At 74.1% G+C, this 12,724-nt stretch carries 13 protein-coding genes; 3 read left to right on the forward strand and 10 right to left on the reverse strand.

Features of this window, described 5'->3' with window-relative positions:
- Positions 1 to 8: 8 nt before the first annotated feature.
- From BX266_RS15080 to BX266_RS15105, 6 genes are all read right to left on the reverse strand, one after another.
- Positions 9 to 1,628, reverse strand: coding sequence for a bifunctional uroporphyrinogen-III C-methyltransferase/uroporphyrinogen-III synthase (locus BX266_RS15080; RefSeq protein WP_099900162.1), 1,620 nt, complete (start codon positions 1,626 to 1,628; stop codon positions 9 to 11).
- Positions 1,625 to 2,599, reverse strand: coding sequence for a hydroxymethylbilane synthase (gene hemC, locus BX266_RS15085; protein WP_099907890.1), 975 nt, complete (start codon positions 2,597 to 2,599; stop codon positions 1,625 to 1,627). The genes BX266_RS15080 and hemC overlap by 4 nt, the downstream gene beginning before the upstream one ends.
- Positions 2,600 to 2,640: 41 nt before the next feature.
- Positions 2,641 to 4,032 carry a glutamyl-tRNA reductase gene (locus tag BX266_RS15090; RefSeq protein WP_099900164.1) on the reverse strand — a complete coding sequence of 464 codons (1,392 nt, stop codon included), beginning with the start codon at positions 4,030 to 4,032 and terminating at the stop codon, positions 2,641 to 2,643.
- 31 nt (positions 4,033 to 4,063) lie between these two features.
- Positions 4,064 to 4,924, reverse strand: coding sequence for a redox-sensing transcriptional repressor Rex (locus tag BX266_RS15095; RefSeq protein WP_099907892.1), 861 nt, complete (start codon positions 4,922 to 4,924; stop codon positions 4,064 to 4,066).
- 107 nt (positions 4,925 to 5,031) lie between these two features.
- Positions 5,032 to 5,706 carry a 3'-5' exonuclease gene (locus BX266_RS15100; protein WP_099900166.1) on the reverse strand — a complete coding sequence of 225 codons (675 nt, stop codon included), beginning with the start codon at positions 5,704 to 5,706 and terminating at the stop codon, positions 5,032 to 5,034.
- A gap of 164 nt (positions 5,707 to 5,870) precedes the next feature.
- The gene (locus BX266_RS15105; RefSeq protein WP_259464709.1) at positions 5,871 to 6,140 is read right to left on the reverse strand and encodes a glutaredoxin family protein; all 270 of its coding nucleotides are present in this window, start codon (positions 6,138 to 6,140) and stop codon (positions 5,871 to 5,873) included.
- Positions 6,141 to 6,266: 126 nt separating this feature from the next.
- Between BX266_RS15105 and BX266_RS15110 the strand changes: the two genes are divergently transcribed.
- The 3 genes from BX266_RS15110 to BX266_RS38615 all read left to right on the forward strand — a co-directional run bounded on the left by BX266_RS15110 (position 6,267) and on the right by BX266_RS38615 (position 9,999).
- Complete coding sequence (locus BX266_RS15110; protein ID WP_099900168.1) at positions 6,267 to 7,211, forward strand: HAD family phosphatase; 945 nt, start codon at positions 6,267 to 6,269, stop codon at positions 7,209 to 7,211.
- A 445-nt stretch (positions 7,212 to 7,656) separates the two neighbouring features.
- Entirely contained in the window at positions 7,657 to 8,538 is an 882-nt protein-coding gene (locus BX266_RS15115) for an ECF subfamily RNA polymerase sigma factor, BldN family (RefSeq protein ID WP_399169681.1), read from the forward strand.
- A 303-nt stretch (positions 8,539 to 8,841) separates the two neighbouring features.
- On the forward strand, positions 8,842 to 9,999 hold the full coding sequence (locus tag BX266_RS38615) for a DUF5667 domain-containing protein (RefSeq protein ID WP_180290495.1): 1,158 nt from the start codon (positions 8,842 to 8,844) through the stop codon (positions 9,997 to 9,999).
- Positions 10,000 to 10,057: 58 nt separating this feature from the next.
- Here BX266_RS38615 and BX266_RS15125 read toward each other — a convergent pair whose 3' ends face one another.
- The 4 genes from BX266_RS15125 to BX266_RS15140 all read right to left on the reverse strand — a co-directional run bounded on the left by BX266_RS15125 (position 10,058) and on the right by BX266_RS15140 (position 12,701).
- On the reverse strand, positions 10,058 to 11,062 hold the full coding sequence (locus BX266_RS15125) for a lysophospholipid acyltransferase family protein (protein ID WP_180290496.1): 1,005 nt from the start codon (positions 11,060 to 11,062) through the stop codon (positions 10,058 to 10,060).
- Entirely contained in the window at positions 11,059 to 12,114 is a 1,056-nt protein-coding gene (locus BX266_RS15130) for an NAD-dependent epimerase/dehydratase family protein (RefSeq protein ID WP_099900172.1), read from the reverse strand. Before BX266_RS15130 ends, BX266_RS15125 begins: the two co-directional genes overlap by 4 nt.
- A gap of 146 nt (positions 12,115 to 12,260) precedes the next feature.
- Entirely contained in the window at positions 12,261 to 12,359 is a 99-nt protein-coding gene (locus tag BX266_RS15135) for a 30S ribosomal protein bS22 (RefSeq protein ID WP_003948845.1), read from the reverse strand.
- A 132-nt stretch (positions 12,360 to 12,491) separates the two neighbouring features.
- Complete coding sequence (locus BX266_RS15140) at positions 12,492 to 12,701, reverse strand: helix-turn-helix domain-containing protein (RefSeq protein WP_099900174.1); 210 nt, start codon at positions 12,699 to 12,701, stop codon at positions 12,492 to 12,494.
- Between the last annotated feature and the right edge of the window lie 23 nt (positions 12,702 to 12,724).

Consider the following 12,724-nt stretch of genomic DNA (forward strand, 5'->3'; position numbering starts at 1 on the left):
ACGGAGGGTCAGCGCGCCTTGCGGCGCGAGCCGGGGCGGCGTTCGCTCGGCCGGTAGACCGGCTCGCCCGCCGCCGTGGCGGCGTCCCGGCGGTTCGCCCCGAAGTCTGCCAGCGCCTGGGCGAGCGCGGACGCGGACGGGGCCGGGGCCATCACGTCGACCCGCAGGCCGTGCTCCTCCGCCGTCTTGGCGGTGGCGGGGCCGATGCAGGCGATGACGGTCACGTTGTGCGGCTTGCCGGCGATGCCGACCAGGTTCCGGACGGTCGAGGACGAGGTGAACAGCACCGCGTCGAAACCGCCGCCCTTGATCGCCTCCCGGGTCTCGGCCGGCGGCGGCGAGGCGCGCACCGTGCGGTACGCGGTCACGTCGTCGACCTCCCAGCCGAGTTCGACCAGGCCGGCCACCAGGGTCTCGGTGGCGATGTCGGCGCGCGGCAGCAGCACCCGGTCGATCGGGTCGAACACCGGGTCGTACGGCGGCCAGTCCTCCAGCAGGCCGGCCGCGGACTGCTCGCCGGACGGCACCAGGTCGGGCTTCACGCCGAAGTCGACCAGCGCCTGCGCGGTGGTCTCGCCGACCGCGGCGACCTTGATGCCGGCGAACGCGCGGGCGTCCAGGCCGTACTCCTCGAACTTCTCCCGGACGGCCTTGACGGCGTTCACCGAGGTGAAGGCGATCCACTCGTAGCGGCCGGTGACCAGGCCCTTGATGGCCCGCTCCATCTGCTGCGGGGTGCGCGGCGGCTCGACCGCGATGGTCGGCACCTCCTGCGGCACCGCGCCGTACGAGCGGAGCTGCTCGGACAGGCCGTGGGCCTGCTCCTTGGTGCGCGGCACGAGGACGTTCCAGCCGAACAGCGGCTTGGTCTCGAACCACGAGTGCGAGGCCCGGTGGGCGACCTGCTCGCCCACCACGGCTATCACCGAGGTCGCCGGGTCCACCGGGGCGGAGACCGGCGAGGGCAGCACCCGGGCGGCCTTCAGGTCGGCGGCGATCGCCGCCAGGGTGGAGGTGAAGGTGCGCTGCCGGGTGGTGGTGCCGGACAGCGTCGCGGACAGCGCCGCGTCGGGCTTGCGGCCGTGCGCCACCAGCGAGTTGGCGGTCGCCGGCAGCTGGCCCAGGGTGGTGCGCACCACCAGCGTGGTCTCCGGCGCGCCGAGGTCGACCAGCTGGCCGCCGAGCAGCGCCTCGCCGTCGACGAAGCGGACGTCCGCGCCCTGGTCGCCGCGGAGCGGCACACCCGCGTAGGCGGGCACGCCGACCGACTGGGCGACGCCGGGCACGACCTCGAAGGCGATGCCGGCGTTGGCGCAGCGCAGCATCTCCTGGGCGGCGCAGCCGTCCAGGCCCGGGTCGCCGTCGACGGTGCGGACCAGGTGGCGGCCGGCCTTGACCGCGTCGGCGGCCAGGTCGCACAGCTCCTTGCCGACCTCGGCCGGGTCGAGGACCTGGACCCCGGCCGGGCAGTGCATGCGCACCGCGGCGGCGGTCAGCGGGTCGGCGACCAGCACGTCGGCGGTGCCGAGCACGTCGACGGCGCGCAGGGTGAGCAGTCCGGGGTCGCCGGGGCCGGCGCCGAGGAAGGTGCAGCGCCCGGCGGGCGGGTGGAATCCAGCGGCGGTCATCGGGCGCGCTCCCCCATCAGGTTGGCCGCTCCGGTGTCGAGCAGCCGGGTGGCCAGGGCGCGGCCCAGGGCCGCGGCCTGCTCCTCGGCGGTCTCGTCCGGGACGAGCGGGCCGTTGGCGGACATCTTCAGCAGTTCGGCGCCGTCGGTGGTGCCGACCACGCCGTCCAGGCGCAGTTCGGTGCCGGACCAGCCGGCCAGGGCGGCGACGGGCGCGGAGCAGCCGGCCTCCAGGGTGGCCAGCAGCGCGCGTTCGGCGACCACGGCGGCCCGGGTGGGGCGGTGGTCGAGCCGGGCGAGCACGGCGGCCAGCGTGGGGTCGACGCACTCGACGGCGAGCGCGCCCTGCCCGGGGGCGGGCAGCATCAGCTCGGGGTCGAGGTGCTCGGTGATCTCGGCGGACCGGCCCAGCCGGTTCAGACCGGCGGTGGCCAGCACCACGGCGTCGAGCTCGCCGGAGGTGACGAAGTTGATCCGGGTGTCGACGTTGCCGCGGATCGCGACGGTCTCCAGGTCGGCGCCGCGGGCCCGGGCCCAGGCGTTCAGCTGGGCCATCCGGCGCGGGGAGCCGGTGCCGATCCGGACGGTGCGCCCGGCGCTCTTGCCGACCAGTTCGGCCAGCGTCAGCCCGTCCCGGGCCACCAGCGCGTCCCGGACGTCCTCGCGCTCGGGGACGGCGGCCAGCAGCAGCCCGGCGGGGGCGGCGGTCGGCAGGTCCTTCAGCGAGTGGACGGCCAGGTCGATGCGGCCCTCCAGCAGGGCGTCGCGCAGCGCGGAGACGAACACGCCGGTGCCGCCGATCTGCGCCAGCGACTCGCGGGAGACGTCCCCGTAGGTGGTGATCTCGACCAGCTCGACCCGGCGGCCGGTGATCTCGGCCACCTCCTCGGCGACCATGCCCGACTGGGCCATGGCGAGTGCGCTGCGGCGGGTACCGAGACGCAGCGGCGTCACTGTCTCTGGACCATTCATGAGGTGATCGTCCTGGTCGTGCTGGGGGGCTGACGGGGTGTTCATCCGGTGACTCCGGCGGGCGGGGCGACGGCGGCCTGGGCGGCGGGGATGCCGCCCGCCGGGATCGAGGATCCCGCCTGGGCGCCGATCGGTGTGCCGGAGACAGCGTGCACTGCCGCGGGGTCCAAGTCGAACAGTTCGCGCAAGGCTTCCGCGTAGGAGGCCCCGCCGGGTTCGGCGGCGAGCTGCTTGACCTTGACGGTCGGGGCGTGCAGCAGTTTGTCGACCACCCGGCGCACGGTCTGCGAGAACTCCGCGCGGGAGCGCTCGTCCAGGTCCGGCAACCGGGCGGTGAGGCGGGCGAGTTCGCTGCTCACGACCTCGGAGGCCATGGCGCGCAGGGCGACCACGGTGGGGGCGATCCGGGCGGCCCGCTGGGCCTGCCCGAACGCCTCGACCTCGTCCGCGACGATGGTGGAGACCGCGTCGACGTCGCCCGCGCCGGGGGTGGCGGCGTGCGCGTGCGACAGGCTCTCCAGGTCGACCAGCAGCGCGCCGGGCAGCCCGTGGACGGCGTGGTCGACGTCACGCGGCATCGCCAGGTCGAGGAAGGCCAGCGGGGCGTCCGCGGAGCGGGCCGCCAGCGCGGCGGCGACCTCGGGGGCGCCGATCACGGTGCCGGCCGCGCCGGTGCAGGAGATCACCAGGTCGACGTCGGCGAGCGCCTGCGGGACCTTCGCGAACTCCAGGGTGCGGGCGGCGGCGCCGCCGCCGAGGATCTCCACCAGGCGCTCGGCGCGGGCCGAGGTGCGGTTGGCGATCAGCAGCTCGCCGACGCCGGCGCGGACCAGCGTCGCGGCGGCCAGCGAACTCATCGAGCCCGCGCCGACCACCAGGGCGCGCTTGCCGGCGATCGGGCCGGCCGAGGCGGCGACCTGCTCCAGGCCGAAGGTGACCAGCGACTGGCCGGCCTTGTCGATGCCGGTCTCGCTGTGCGCCCGCTTGCCGACCCGCAGGGCCTGCTGGAACAGCTCGTTGAGGCCGCGGCCGGCGGTGTGCTCCTCCTGGGCCTTGGCCAGCGCGTCCCGCAGCTGGCCGAGGATCTGGCCCTCGCCGACCACCATCGAGTCCAGGCCGCAGGCCACCGAGAACAGGTGGTGGACGGCGCGGTCCTCGTAGTGCACGTACAGGTGCGGGGTGAGCTCGTCCAGGTCCACGCCGCTGTGCCCGGCCAGCAGCTGGGACAGCTCGGCGACGCCCGCGTGGAACTTGTCAACGTCCGCGTACAGCTCGATCCGGTTGCAGGTGTTGACCAGCGCGGCTTCCGCGACGGTCGCCGAGGCCGCCGCCTCGTGCAGCACCCGGGCCGGGCTGTCGCCGGTGAGCGCGGCGCGCTCCAGCACGCCGACCGGCGCGGTCCGGTGGCTCAGACCGACTACCAGAAGACTCATGCCCCCACCTCGTCGTGACGGATGTTGGTGCTCACGCCGGCATCACCGCGGACAGGTCGTCGTCCGGGCCGCCCTTGGCGCTCGGCGCGGCCTTGGCCTGCTCGGCCTTGCCGCCGCCGGCCGCCCGCCGCAGCTTGGCGGCCGCGGCACGGACCGGCCCGGGGGCGCGGTCCAGCACCGAGTCGCCGGCGGACGGCTCGTCGCCGGCCTTCCGCTGCTCGTGGAAGGCCAGGATCTGCAGCTCTATCGACAGGTCCACCTTGCGCACGTCGACGCCGTCCGGGACGGTCAGCACGGTGGGGGCGAAGTTCAGGATGCTGGTCACGCCGGCCTCCACCAGCCGGTCGCAGACCTGCTGGGCGGCGCCGGGCGGGGTGGTGATCACGCCGATGGACACGTGCTGGGCGGCCACGATGTCCTCCAGCTCGTCCATGTGCCGCACGGGCAGCCCGGCGGCGGTGCTGCCGACCACGTTGACGTCGGCGTCCAGCAGCGCGGCCACCCGGAAACCCCGGGAGGCGAAACCGCCGTAGTTGGCGAGGGCGTGGCCCAGGTTTCCGATGCCGACGATGACGACCGGCCAGTCCTGGGTGAGGCCCAGCTCGCGGGAGATCTGGTAGACGAGGTACTCCACGTCGTAGCCGACGCCCCGGGTGCCGTAGGAGCCCAGGTAGGAGAAGTCCTTGCGCAGCTTGGCGGAGTTCACGCCCGCGGCGGCGGCCAGCTCCTCGGAGGAGACGGTCGGGACCGAGCGCTCCGACAGCGCGGTCAACGCCCGCAGGTAGAGCGGGAGGCGGGCCACGGTCGCCTCGGGGATGCCCCGGGCGCGCGAGGTGCGGCGCGCGGCGCCCTGGTCGGGCGTCTGCGAACTGCTGGGTGAGGGTCGGCCGATTGCCACGTTGCTCCTGCGGGTGAAGCTGGGCTTGGACCGCCAGGCTATGCGTTTGTGAACGTGTGCACAAAGATGGTGTCCGATTTGTCCCCGAACAGTGACACGCATCACTCGTAACCCGCCGCGCCGATCAGGGCCCGCGGGCCCTCCACCCCCGCCGGCCACGGTCCCAGCGGCGCCACCCGGCGCAGCAGCGGCACCTCTCCGTGCGCCCGCGTCGACCGGGCCGGTGCCAGCCGCGGCCACGGCACGGCCGATCCGACCGGCGGCTCCGCCGCCGCCTGACCCGACCGCGAGCAGTGCCGCAGCAGCTCCACGGTGGCCCGCGCGTCGCCCAGCGCGGTGTGCGCCGGGAACCAGCCCAGGCCCGCCGCCTCCACGCACGCCGAGAGTCCGAAACCGCCCGCGTCCGGCAGCAGCCGGCGGGCCATCCGCATCGTGCACAGCAGCGGGACCGGCGGCAGCACCACCCCGATCCGCGCGAACTCCCGCTCCAGGAACGCCCGGTCGCAGGTCACGTGGTGACCGACCAGCGCCCGCCCCGCCAGCAGCTCCAGCAGCCACGGCGCGATCTGCCGGAACCGGGGCGCCCCGGCCACGTCCTCCTGCGCTATCCCGTGCACGTGCGTCGGCCCCACCGGGCCGGCCGGGTCCACCAGCGTCACGAACTCCCGCTCCGCCCGCAGCCCGGCGTCCAGCTGCACCACGGCGACCTCGACCACCCGGTGGCGCCAGGGGCTACGACCGGTGGCCTCGACGTCGACGACGGCATAGCCGCTCATCGCGCCCTCCTCTTGCACAGCCCCCGGCGGACACGGAAACCGTCCGATCGTAAGCCGAGAAGTGAGCCAGAACCTAGGGCGATCTTCATCGAACGTTCACGAAGCACCGCTGTGCGGCGGGGGGTGCGAGCGGGGTCACACCGCTCGCGCGGCTGGGGCGCGGGTCAGGCCAGGGCCTTGCGGAGGCGGGCCTCGTCCACCCGCCAGAAGTCGTGCTGGCGGCCGTTGACCAGGGTCACCGGGATTTGCTCGGCGTACTCCTCGTAGAGCGCCGCGTCCTGGAGGATGTCCTTCTCCTCGAAGGCGACGCCCAGTTCGGCGGTGACCTTGAGGATGGTCGCGCGGGCGTCCTCGCAGAGGTGGCAGCCGGGCTTGCCGATCAGGGTGACGGTGGTGTCGGCGGGGTTCTTCTTCTCGCGTCGCAGCAGGCTCACGGATTCATTGTGCCGCCGGGCGCCCGGCGGTCCCGCGGGCGCCCCGCGGCACAGGTCGCCGCCCGTTCACCGGTGCGGCACTTCGCGGACACGGGGTCGGCGGCGCCGGCTGACTATGCTCGTCGCATGGCCGCGCTGCGAAGGCTCACCCAGTCAAGGCGTTCCACCGACGATCGGACCGCCCTCGCGGGCGAGGCCGCGGCCGACGCCGCCGAGGCGCAGCTCGCGCCGGACGGCGAGGAGCAGGGACCGGGGCGGCCGGCGGCGCCCGAGGGCGATCACACGCCGGTGCCGGGGGACGTCCGGGCGGCCGCGTTCTTCGACTGCGACAACACGATCCTGCGCGGCGCGGCGATCTTCTACCTCGGGGTGGGCCTGTACCGGCGGCGGTTCTTCACGCGGCGGGACCTGGCCCGGTTCGCCTGGCAGCAGGCGGCGTTCCGGCTGCGGGGCGCGGAGAACCCGGAGCACATCGCGGACGCCCGGGACAGCGCGCTGAGCCTGGTCGCGGGCAAGCGCACCGCGGACCTGGAGCAGATCTGCGAGGAGATCTTCGAGCCGGTACTGGCCGAGAAGGTGTGGCCGGGCACCCGCGCGCTGGTGCAGATGCACCTGGACGCGGGGCAGCGGGTCTGGCTGGTGACGGCGGCCCCGCAGGAGGTGGCCCGGCTGATCGCCCGCCGGCTGGGCATGACGGGGGCGCTGGGGACGGTCGCCGAGACCCGCAACGGCGAGTACACCGGGAAGCTGGTCGGCGGCATGCTGCACGGCCCCGCGAAGGCCGCCGCGGTGCAGGCGCTGGCCCGCCGCGAGCACCTGGACCTGGCCAGGTGCGCCGCGTTCAGCGACTCCGCGAACGACATCCCGATGCTGAGCCTGGTCGGCCACCCGTACGTGATCAATCCGGATTCGGCGCTGCGCCGGCACGCCCGGGCGATGGGCTGGCGGGTGCGGGACTTCCGGACGGGGCGGAAGGCGGCCCGGATCGGGGTGCCGGCCGCGGCGGGCCTGGGGGTGGTCGCCGGGGCGACCGCGGCGGCGATCGCGATGCGGCGGCGGCAGCGCGCCTGACCCGGCGTCAATCCGCTGGTGGCGGGGTCCCACGGGCGGGTGGTTCGGCCTCACTCGGGGGAGCGAATCCCCGACCCCACGGCGGCGCTTCGAGCCTGCTCGACCGTGTCCGGAACTGATCGTTCGCCAGTCGGTCAAAGTCATGGGTTGAGACCGCCGGGACCGGGGAAACCCGGCCGGAACACCAACGTTCGGTCACCTGACGTGCACAACTGGTCACATTGGGCCGGATGGATGGTGCCAACTCCGGTCACTGACAGGTGAATATGCGCAAGAAGTGGACCTCATCCGACCACTTCGACCACGCGGTGTAGCTGTCATTGCACAAAGCGTTATTCTCTCCTGGATGCACGCCACCCAAGCGTCCCCGTGACGGGTGGTCAGTGCGGCGTGCTCTCCGCACAGGCGGAGGTGATCCGTCCACAGTTCTGCCTCTGGGAGTCCCGTGTACCCACCCGTCCGGAACGACGCGCCAGCCACCTCCCGCCCGTCGACCGCAACTCTGCGCCGCGGTGTGCGCCTGGACCGACTGTGGGCCGCGATCCGCGAGTTCGAGCTGCTGGTCCCCCAGCCCGCGGTGGCCGGCCCCGCGTTCGCCGCGCCCGCGCCCGCCGCCTTCGCCGCGCCGCTGCTGCGCTCCACCGCGACGGGCTCCCCCGCCGCGGGCGGCTCCACCGCGGCGGGCAGTCCCCCCGCCGCGCCGCGCGGCCGCACCGTGCCCGCCCCCGGCACCCGCGGCCGCTCCCGCACCGCGCCCGCCGGGCCCGGCTACGACACCGAGCACAACCCGGTGGTGGAGCTGGTCGAGCGCGCGCAGAACGGCGAGAGCGAGGCCTTCGGCCGGCTCTACGACCACTACGCCGACACCGTCTACCGGTACATCTACTACCGGGTCGGCAGCCGGGCCACCGCCGAGGACCTGACCAGCGAGACCTTCCTGCGCGCGCTGCGCCGGATCGGCACCTTCACCTGGCAGGGCCGCGACTTCGGGGCCTGGCTGGTCACCATCGCGCGCAACCTGGTGGCCGACCACTTCAAGTCCAGCCGGTTCCGGCTGGAGGTGACCACCGGCGAGATGCTCGACTCCAACGAGTGCGAGCGCAGCCCGGAGGAGTCGGTGCTGGAGTCGCTCTCCAACGCCGCCCTGCTGGACGCCGTGCGCCGGCTCAACCCGCAGCAGCAGGAGTGCGTGACGCTCCGCTTCCTGCAGGGGCTGTCGGTGGCCGAGACGGCCCGGATCATGGGCAAGAACGAGGGCGCCATCAAGACGCTGCAGTACCGGGCGGTGCGCACGCTGGCCCGCCTGCTGCCGCCGGACGCCAGGTGATCCGGCGACCGTGGACGCGATATCCGGCAGACCGCCGACCGGCGGGCCCCGACCCGACCGACCGTCAACCCGTCCCGGGCGTGCGCACGTCCGGGTGACGCGGCGGTCATCTGCTCTGCTTAATACGCCAGGGGGGTCGTGCGTAACCGACTCCCGACACCGCTCGTTGGCCAGCGTGCAATCCGTCATCGGGCCCGCAGTCAAGTGGCAACTCGAACTGTCACCCGATGGTGTGGTTTCGGCCTGTCGGGACAACCAACCTGCGGGCCACGGTGTCGAAAACGACGAAGGGAGGTGTGGCCCGTGACGGCAAACGTGCTGGAGCACCGGCGGGCGAAGTCCTTCGCCGAGGCGCTGGAGGCCCACCAGAGTGACCAGCGGAGCAGCGGCTCGCACCGCGCCGGCTCCGCCGCCATGACCGAGCTCCTCGCGATGGCCGACGCGCTCGGCGCGGTCCCCGCCCCCGAGCTCGCCGCCGAGACGCGGACGGTCCAACGCGCCCAACTGATGGCCGCGTTCGAGCAGCAGTGGGCCGGCGGCGCCCCCACCGCGGTCCTCCCGGTCCAGCGCGGCCGGCGGGCCCGCCGCAATCGCTGGGGCCGCCGCCTCGCCATCGGCGGCCTGGTCGCCGGCGTCGCCGTCGGCTCCTTCGCCGGGGCCGCCGCCGCGTCCACCAACGCCCTCCCGGGCGACGCGCTGTACGGCATGAAGCGCGGCCTCGAAGGGCTCCGCCTCGACTGGGCCGACAACGACTCCGAGCGCGGTGCGCTGCTGCTCCAGCAGGCGTCCACCCGGCTCGACGAGGCCCAGTCGCTGCTCGGGCGGACGGACAGCCCCGGCGCGCTCAGCCCGTCCACCGTCGACCAGGTCCGCCGCGCGCTCGACGACATGCACGCGGAGGCCCTGCGCGGCCGCGACCTGCTGCGCGCCGTCTACCGCTCCAACGGTTCGCTCGCCCCGATGCGCGAGCTGGCCGGCTTCGCCGGCGAGGACCAGCGCTGGACGGCCCTGCAGTCCAAGCTGCCGACCGGGCTCGCCAGCCAGGCCGACAAGGTCGACCAACTCTTCGACGACATAAGCGAAGACGTCGCCCCGCTCCGGCTGGACCGCCAGCCGGGCCAGGGCAACTCGCCGACCGGCGGCACCACCGGAGGCACCGGGACCTCCGGCGGGACGGGGCAGCAGGCCCCCGGCAGCGGCACCGCGGCCACCGGCGGCGCCACCAGCGGCCGCAACCCGGCCTCCGCGCCGTCCGCCCGGGCCACCCCGGCGCCCAGCGCCTCCACCCAGTCCGGGCTCGGCGACCTGCTCGGCAGCCTGACGGGCTCCTCCCCCGAGCCCGCCGCGAGCACGGCGACCACCCCGGCCGCCTCGGGTTCGCCCACCACCCCGGCGGAGGGGCAGGGGATCACCATCCCGCCGCTCATCCCGGGGCTGCTCCCGGGGCTGACGTTGAAGTAGGAGCGAGCCGACAGGGGCGCGCGGGGGAATCACCACCGCGCCCCTGTCGGTGCGCCGCTCAGCCGAAGACGGAGCGGCGCTGGACCAGCAGCTTGTAGAGCGTGTGCTGGATGGTCTCGCGGACCTGGTCGGTCAGGTTGAAGACCAGCATCGGGTCCTCGGCGGCGTCCTTCGGGTAGCTGTCGGTCGGGATCGGCTCGCCGAACTGGATGGTCCACTTCGTCGGCAGCGGGATCGCCCCGAGCGGGCCCAGCCACGGGAAGGTCGGGGTGATCGGCACGTAGGGCAGGCCGAGCAGCCGGGCCAGCGTCTTGAAGTTGCCGATCATCGGGTAGGTCTCCTCCGCCCCGACGATCGAGCAGGGCACGATCGGCACCCCGGCCCGCAGCGCGGAGGCCACGAACCCGCCCCGGCCGAATCGCTGCAACTTGTAGCGGTCGGCGAACGGCTTGCCGATGCCCTTGAAGCCCTCCGGCCAGACCCCGACCACCTCGCCGCGCTCCAGCAGGGTCTGGGCGTCCTCGTTGCAGGCCAGGGTGTGCCCGGCCTTGCGGGCCAGCTCGTTCACCACCGGCAGCACGAAGACCAGGTCGGCGGCCAGCATCCGCAGGTGCCGGTGGGCGTGGTCGTGCACCGCGACCTGCGTCATCAACGCGTCCAGCGGGACGGTGCCGGAGTGGTTGGCCACGATCAGCACCCCGCCCTCGGCCGGGATGTGCTCGGTGCCGCGGACCTCGACCCGGAAGTACTTCTCCGCCAGCGGCCGCAGCAGCGCGAGGAACACCTCCTCGGTCAGCTCCCGGTCGAACCCGAAGTCGTCGACCTCGTAGTCGCCGGTCAGGCGGCGGCGCAGGAAGCCCAGCCCGTTGGTGGCCCGCTGCTCCCAGCCCTTGCCGAGCAGCCGGGTGGCGGTCGCGCCGAGCTGGCCGGAGAGCGCCGCGCCGACGCCGTCGGCCAGCCGGTCGGCCAGCGCCGGGCGCGGCTCGGGGCCGCTCCAGCTGGGGGCGGACTCGATCGGGATGACCTTGGCCGCCGGGTCGGCGGGCTCCCGGACAGCTGTCATCGCGGCCTCAACTCCTCGGTCTCGGTGGGTCGGTGGTCGCCGAGCAGGCCGGCCAGCCGGTCGGTGACGGCGGCCAGCCGGGCGGGCGGAAGCAGACCCGGCGACTCATGGGCGGCGAAGTCGGCGAACGCCTCGGCGGTGGTCCAGTGCGGCGTGAAGCCGAACGTCCCGCGCAGCAGGGCGGTGTCCACCACCCGCCCGTGGGTGAGCAGTTGGAGCTGCTCCTGGGAGAACGCGCGGTCCGCCGGGGCGGTCAGCTGCCGGGCCAGCTGGGCGACCGCGCCGAGCGCGGGCCGCAGCAGCGGCACGGTGGGCCGGCCGAGCCGGCGGGCGCACTGCGAGAGCAGCAGCACGCCGTCCCCCGCCACGTTGTAGGTGCCGGTCGGCGCACCGAGCGCGGCCAGCCGCAGCACCTCCAGCGCGTCGTCCTCGTGGACGAACTGCAGCCGGGGGTCGTGGCCGAGCGCGGTGGGCAGCAGCGGGAGGCGGAAGTACGCGGCGAGCGGGGTGTCGCCGTCCCGGCCGAGGATGTTGGCGAAGCGCAGCACCGTCACGTCGACGTCCGGGCGGCGCCGGGCGAAGCCGCGGACGTAGCCCTCGACCTCGGCGGCGTCCCGGGCGAAGCCGCCCGACGGCAGCGCCTTGGACTGCATCCGCTCGCCGAACACCGCGGGGTCGCGGGGCGCGGAGCCGTAGACGGCGGTGGTGGACTTGACGACCAGTCGGCGCAGACCGGGGGCCTTCTGGCAGGCCCCGAGCAGCTGCATGGTGCCGATGACGTTGGTCTCCTTCACCGTGGCCCGGCCGCCGCCGCCGAGCGCGGTGACGTTCAGGTGGACCACGGTGTCGACCTCGTGCTCGGCGATCACCCGGGCGATCGCCGGGCGCCGCAGGTCGACCTGGGCGAACCGCACCCCGAACGGCAGCTCCTGCGGCGGCGGCCCGGCGTCCACCCCCACCACCCGGTCCACGCCCGGCTGTTCGGCGATCTGCCCGGCGAACCGCGCGCCGAGCCGGCGCGCCACGCCGGTGACGAGCACGACCTTGCCCACGTTGCCCCGACCTCCCTGGAAGCCCGCCCTGGCCTGCACCGTACCGCGCCGACGTCACCGGGGCGGAAACGCCACTGCCCGCCCCGGAAATCAATCCGGGGCGGGCAGGACGGAAACCTGGCGACGCGAGGCGACCGCAGGCGGTGTTACTTCTTGTTGCGACGCTGCACGCGAGTGCGCTTCAGAAGCTTGCGGTGCTTCTTCTTGGCCATACGCTTGCGACGCTTCTTGATGACAGAGCCCACGGAACATTCCTCGCTCACTCGGACCCGCGCCCGTGAGAGACGGGAGTCCATACGACTGACGGAGGGCCTAGCCTACCGTCCACCTCGCGTTTGCCGTAATCGGTGCCCCGTGGAGGCCGTGGAGGCTGTGCCCTACGCGCTCTGCAGCCGCACGTAGGACTCCTGGAGGTACTCGTGCACCTTCTGCTCGGGCACCCGGAAGGAGCGTCCGACCCGGATGGCCGGAAGCTCGCCGCTGTGCACGAGGCGGTAGACCGTCATCTTCGACACCCGCATCACCGAGGCGACCTCGGCCACGGTCAGGAAGACGACATCCTGCAGGGGACGCTCGCCGGAACTCATGACCCATCACCCGACCCTTACCC

The organism is Streptomyces sp. TLI_171, from assembly GCF_003610255.1.
Classification (GTDB): domain Bacteria; phylum Actinomycetota; class Actinomycetes; order Streptomycetales; family Streptomycetaceae; genus Kitasatospora.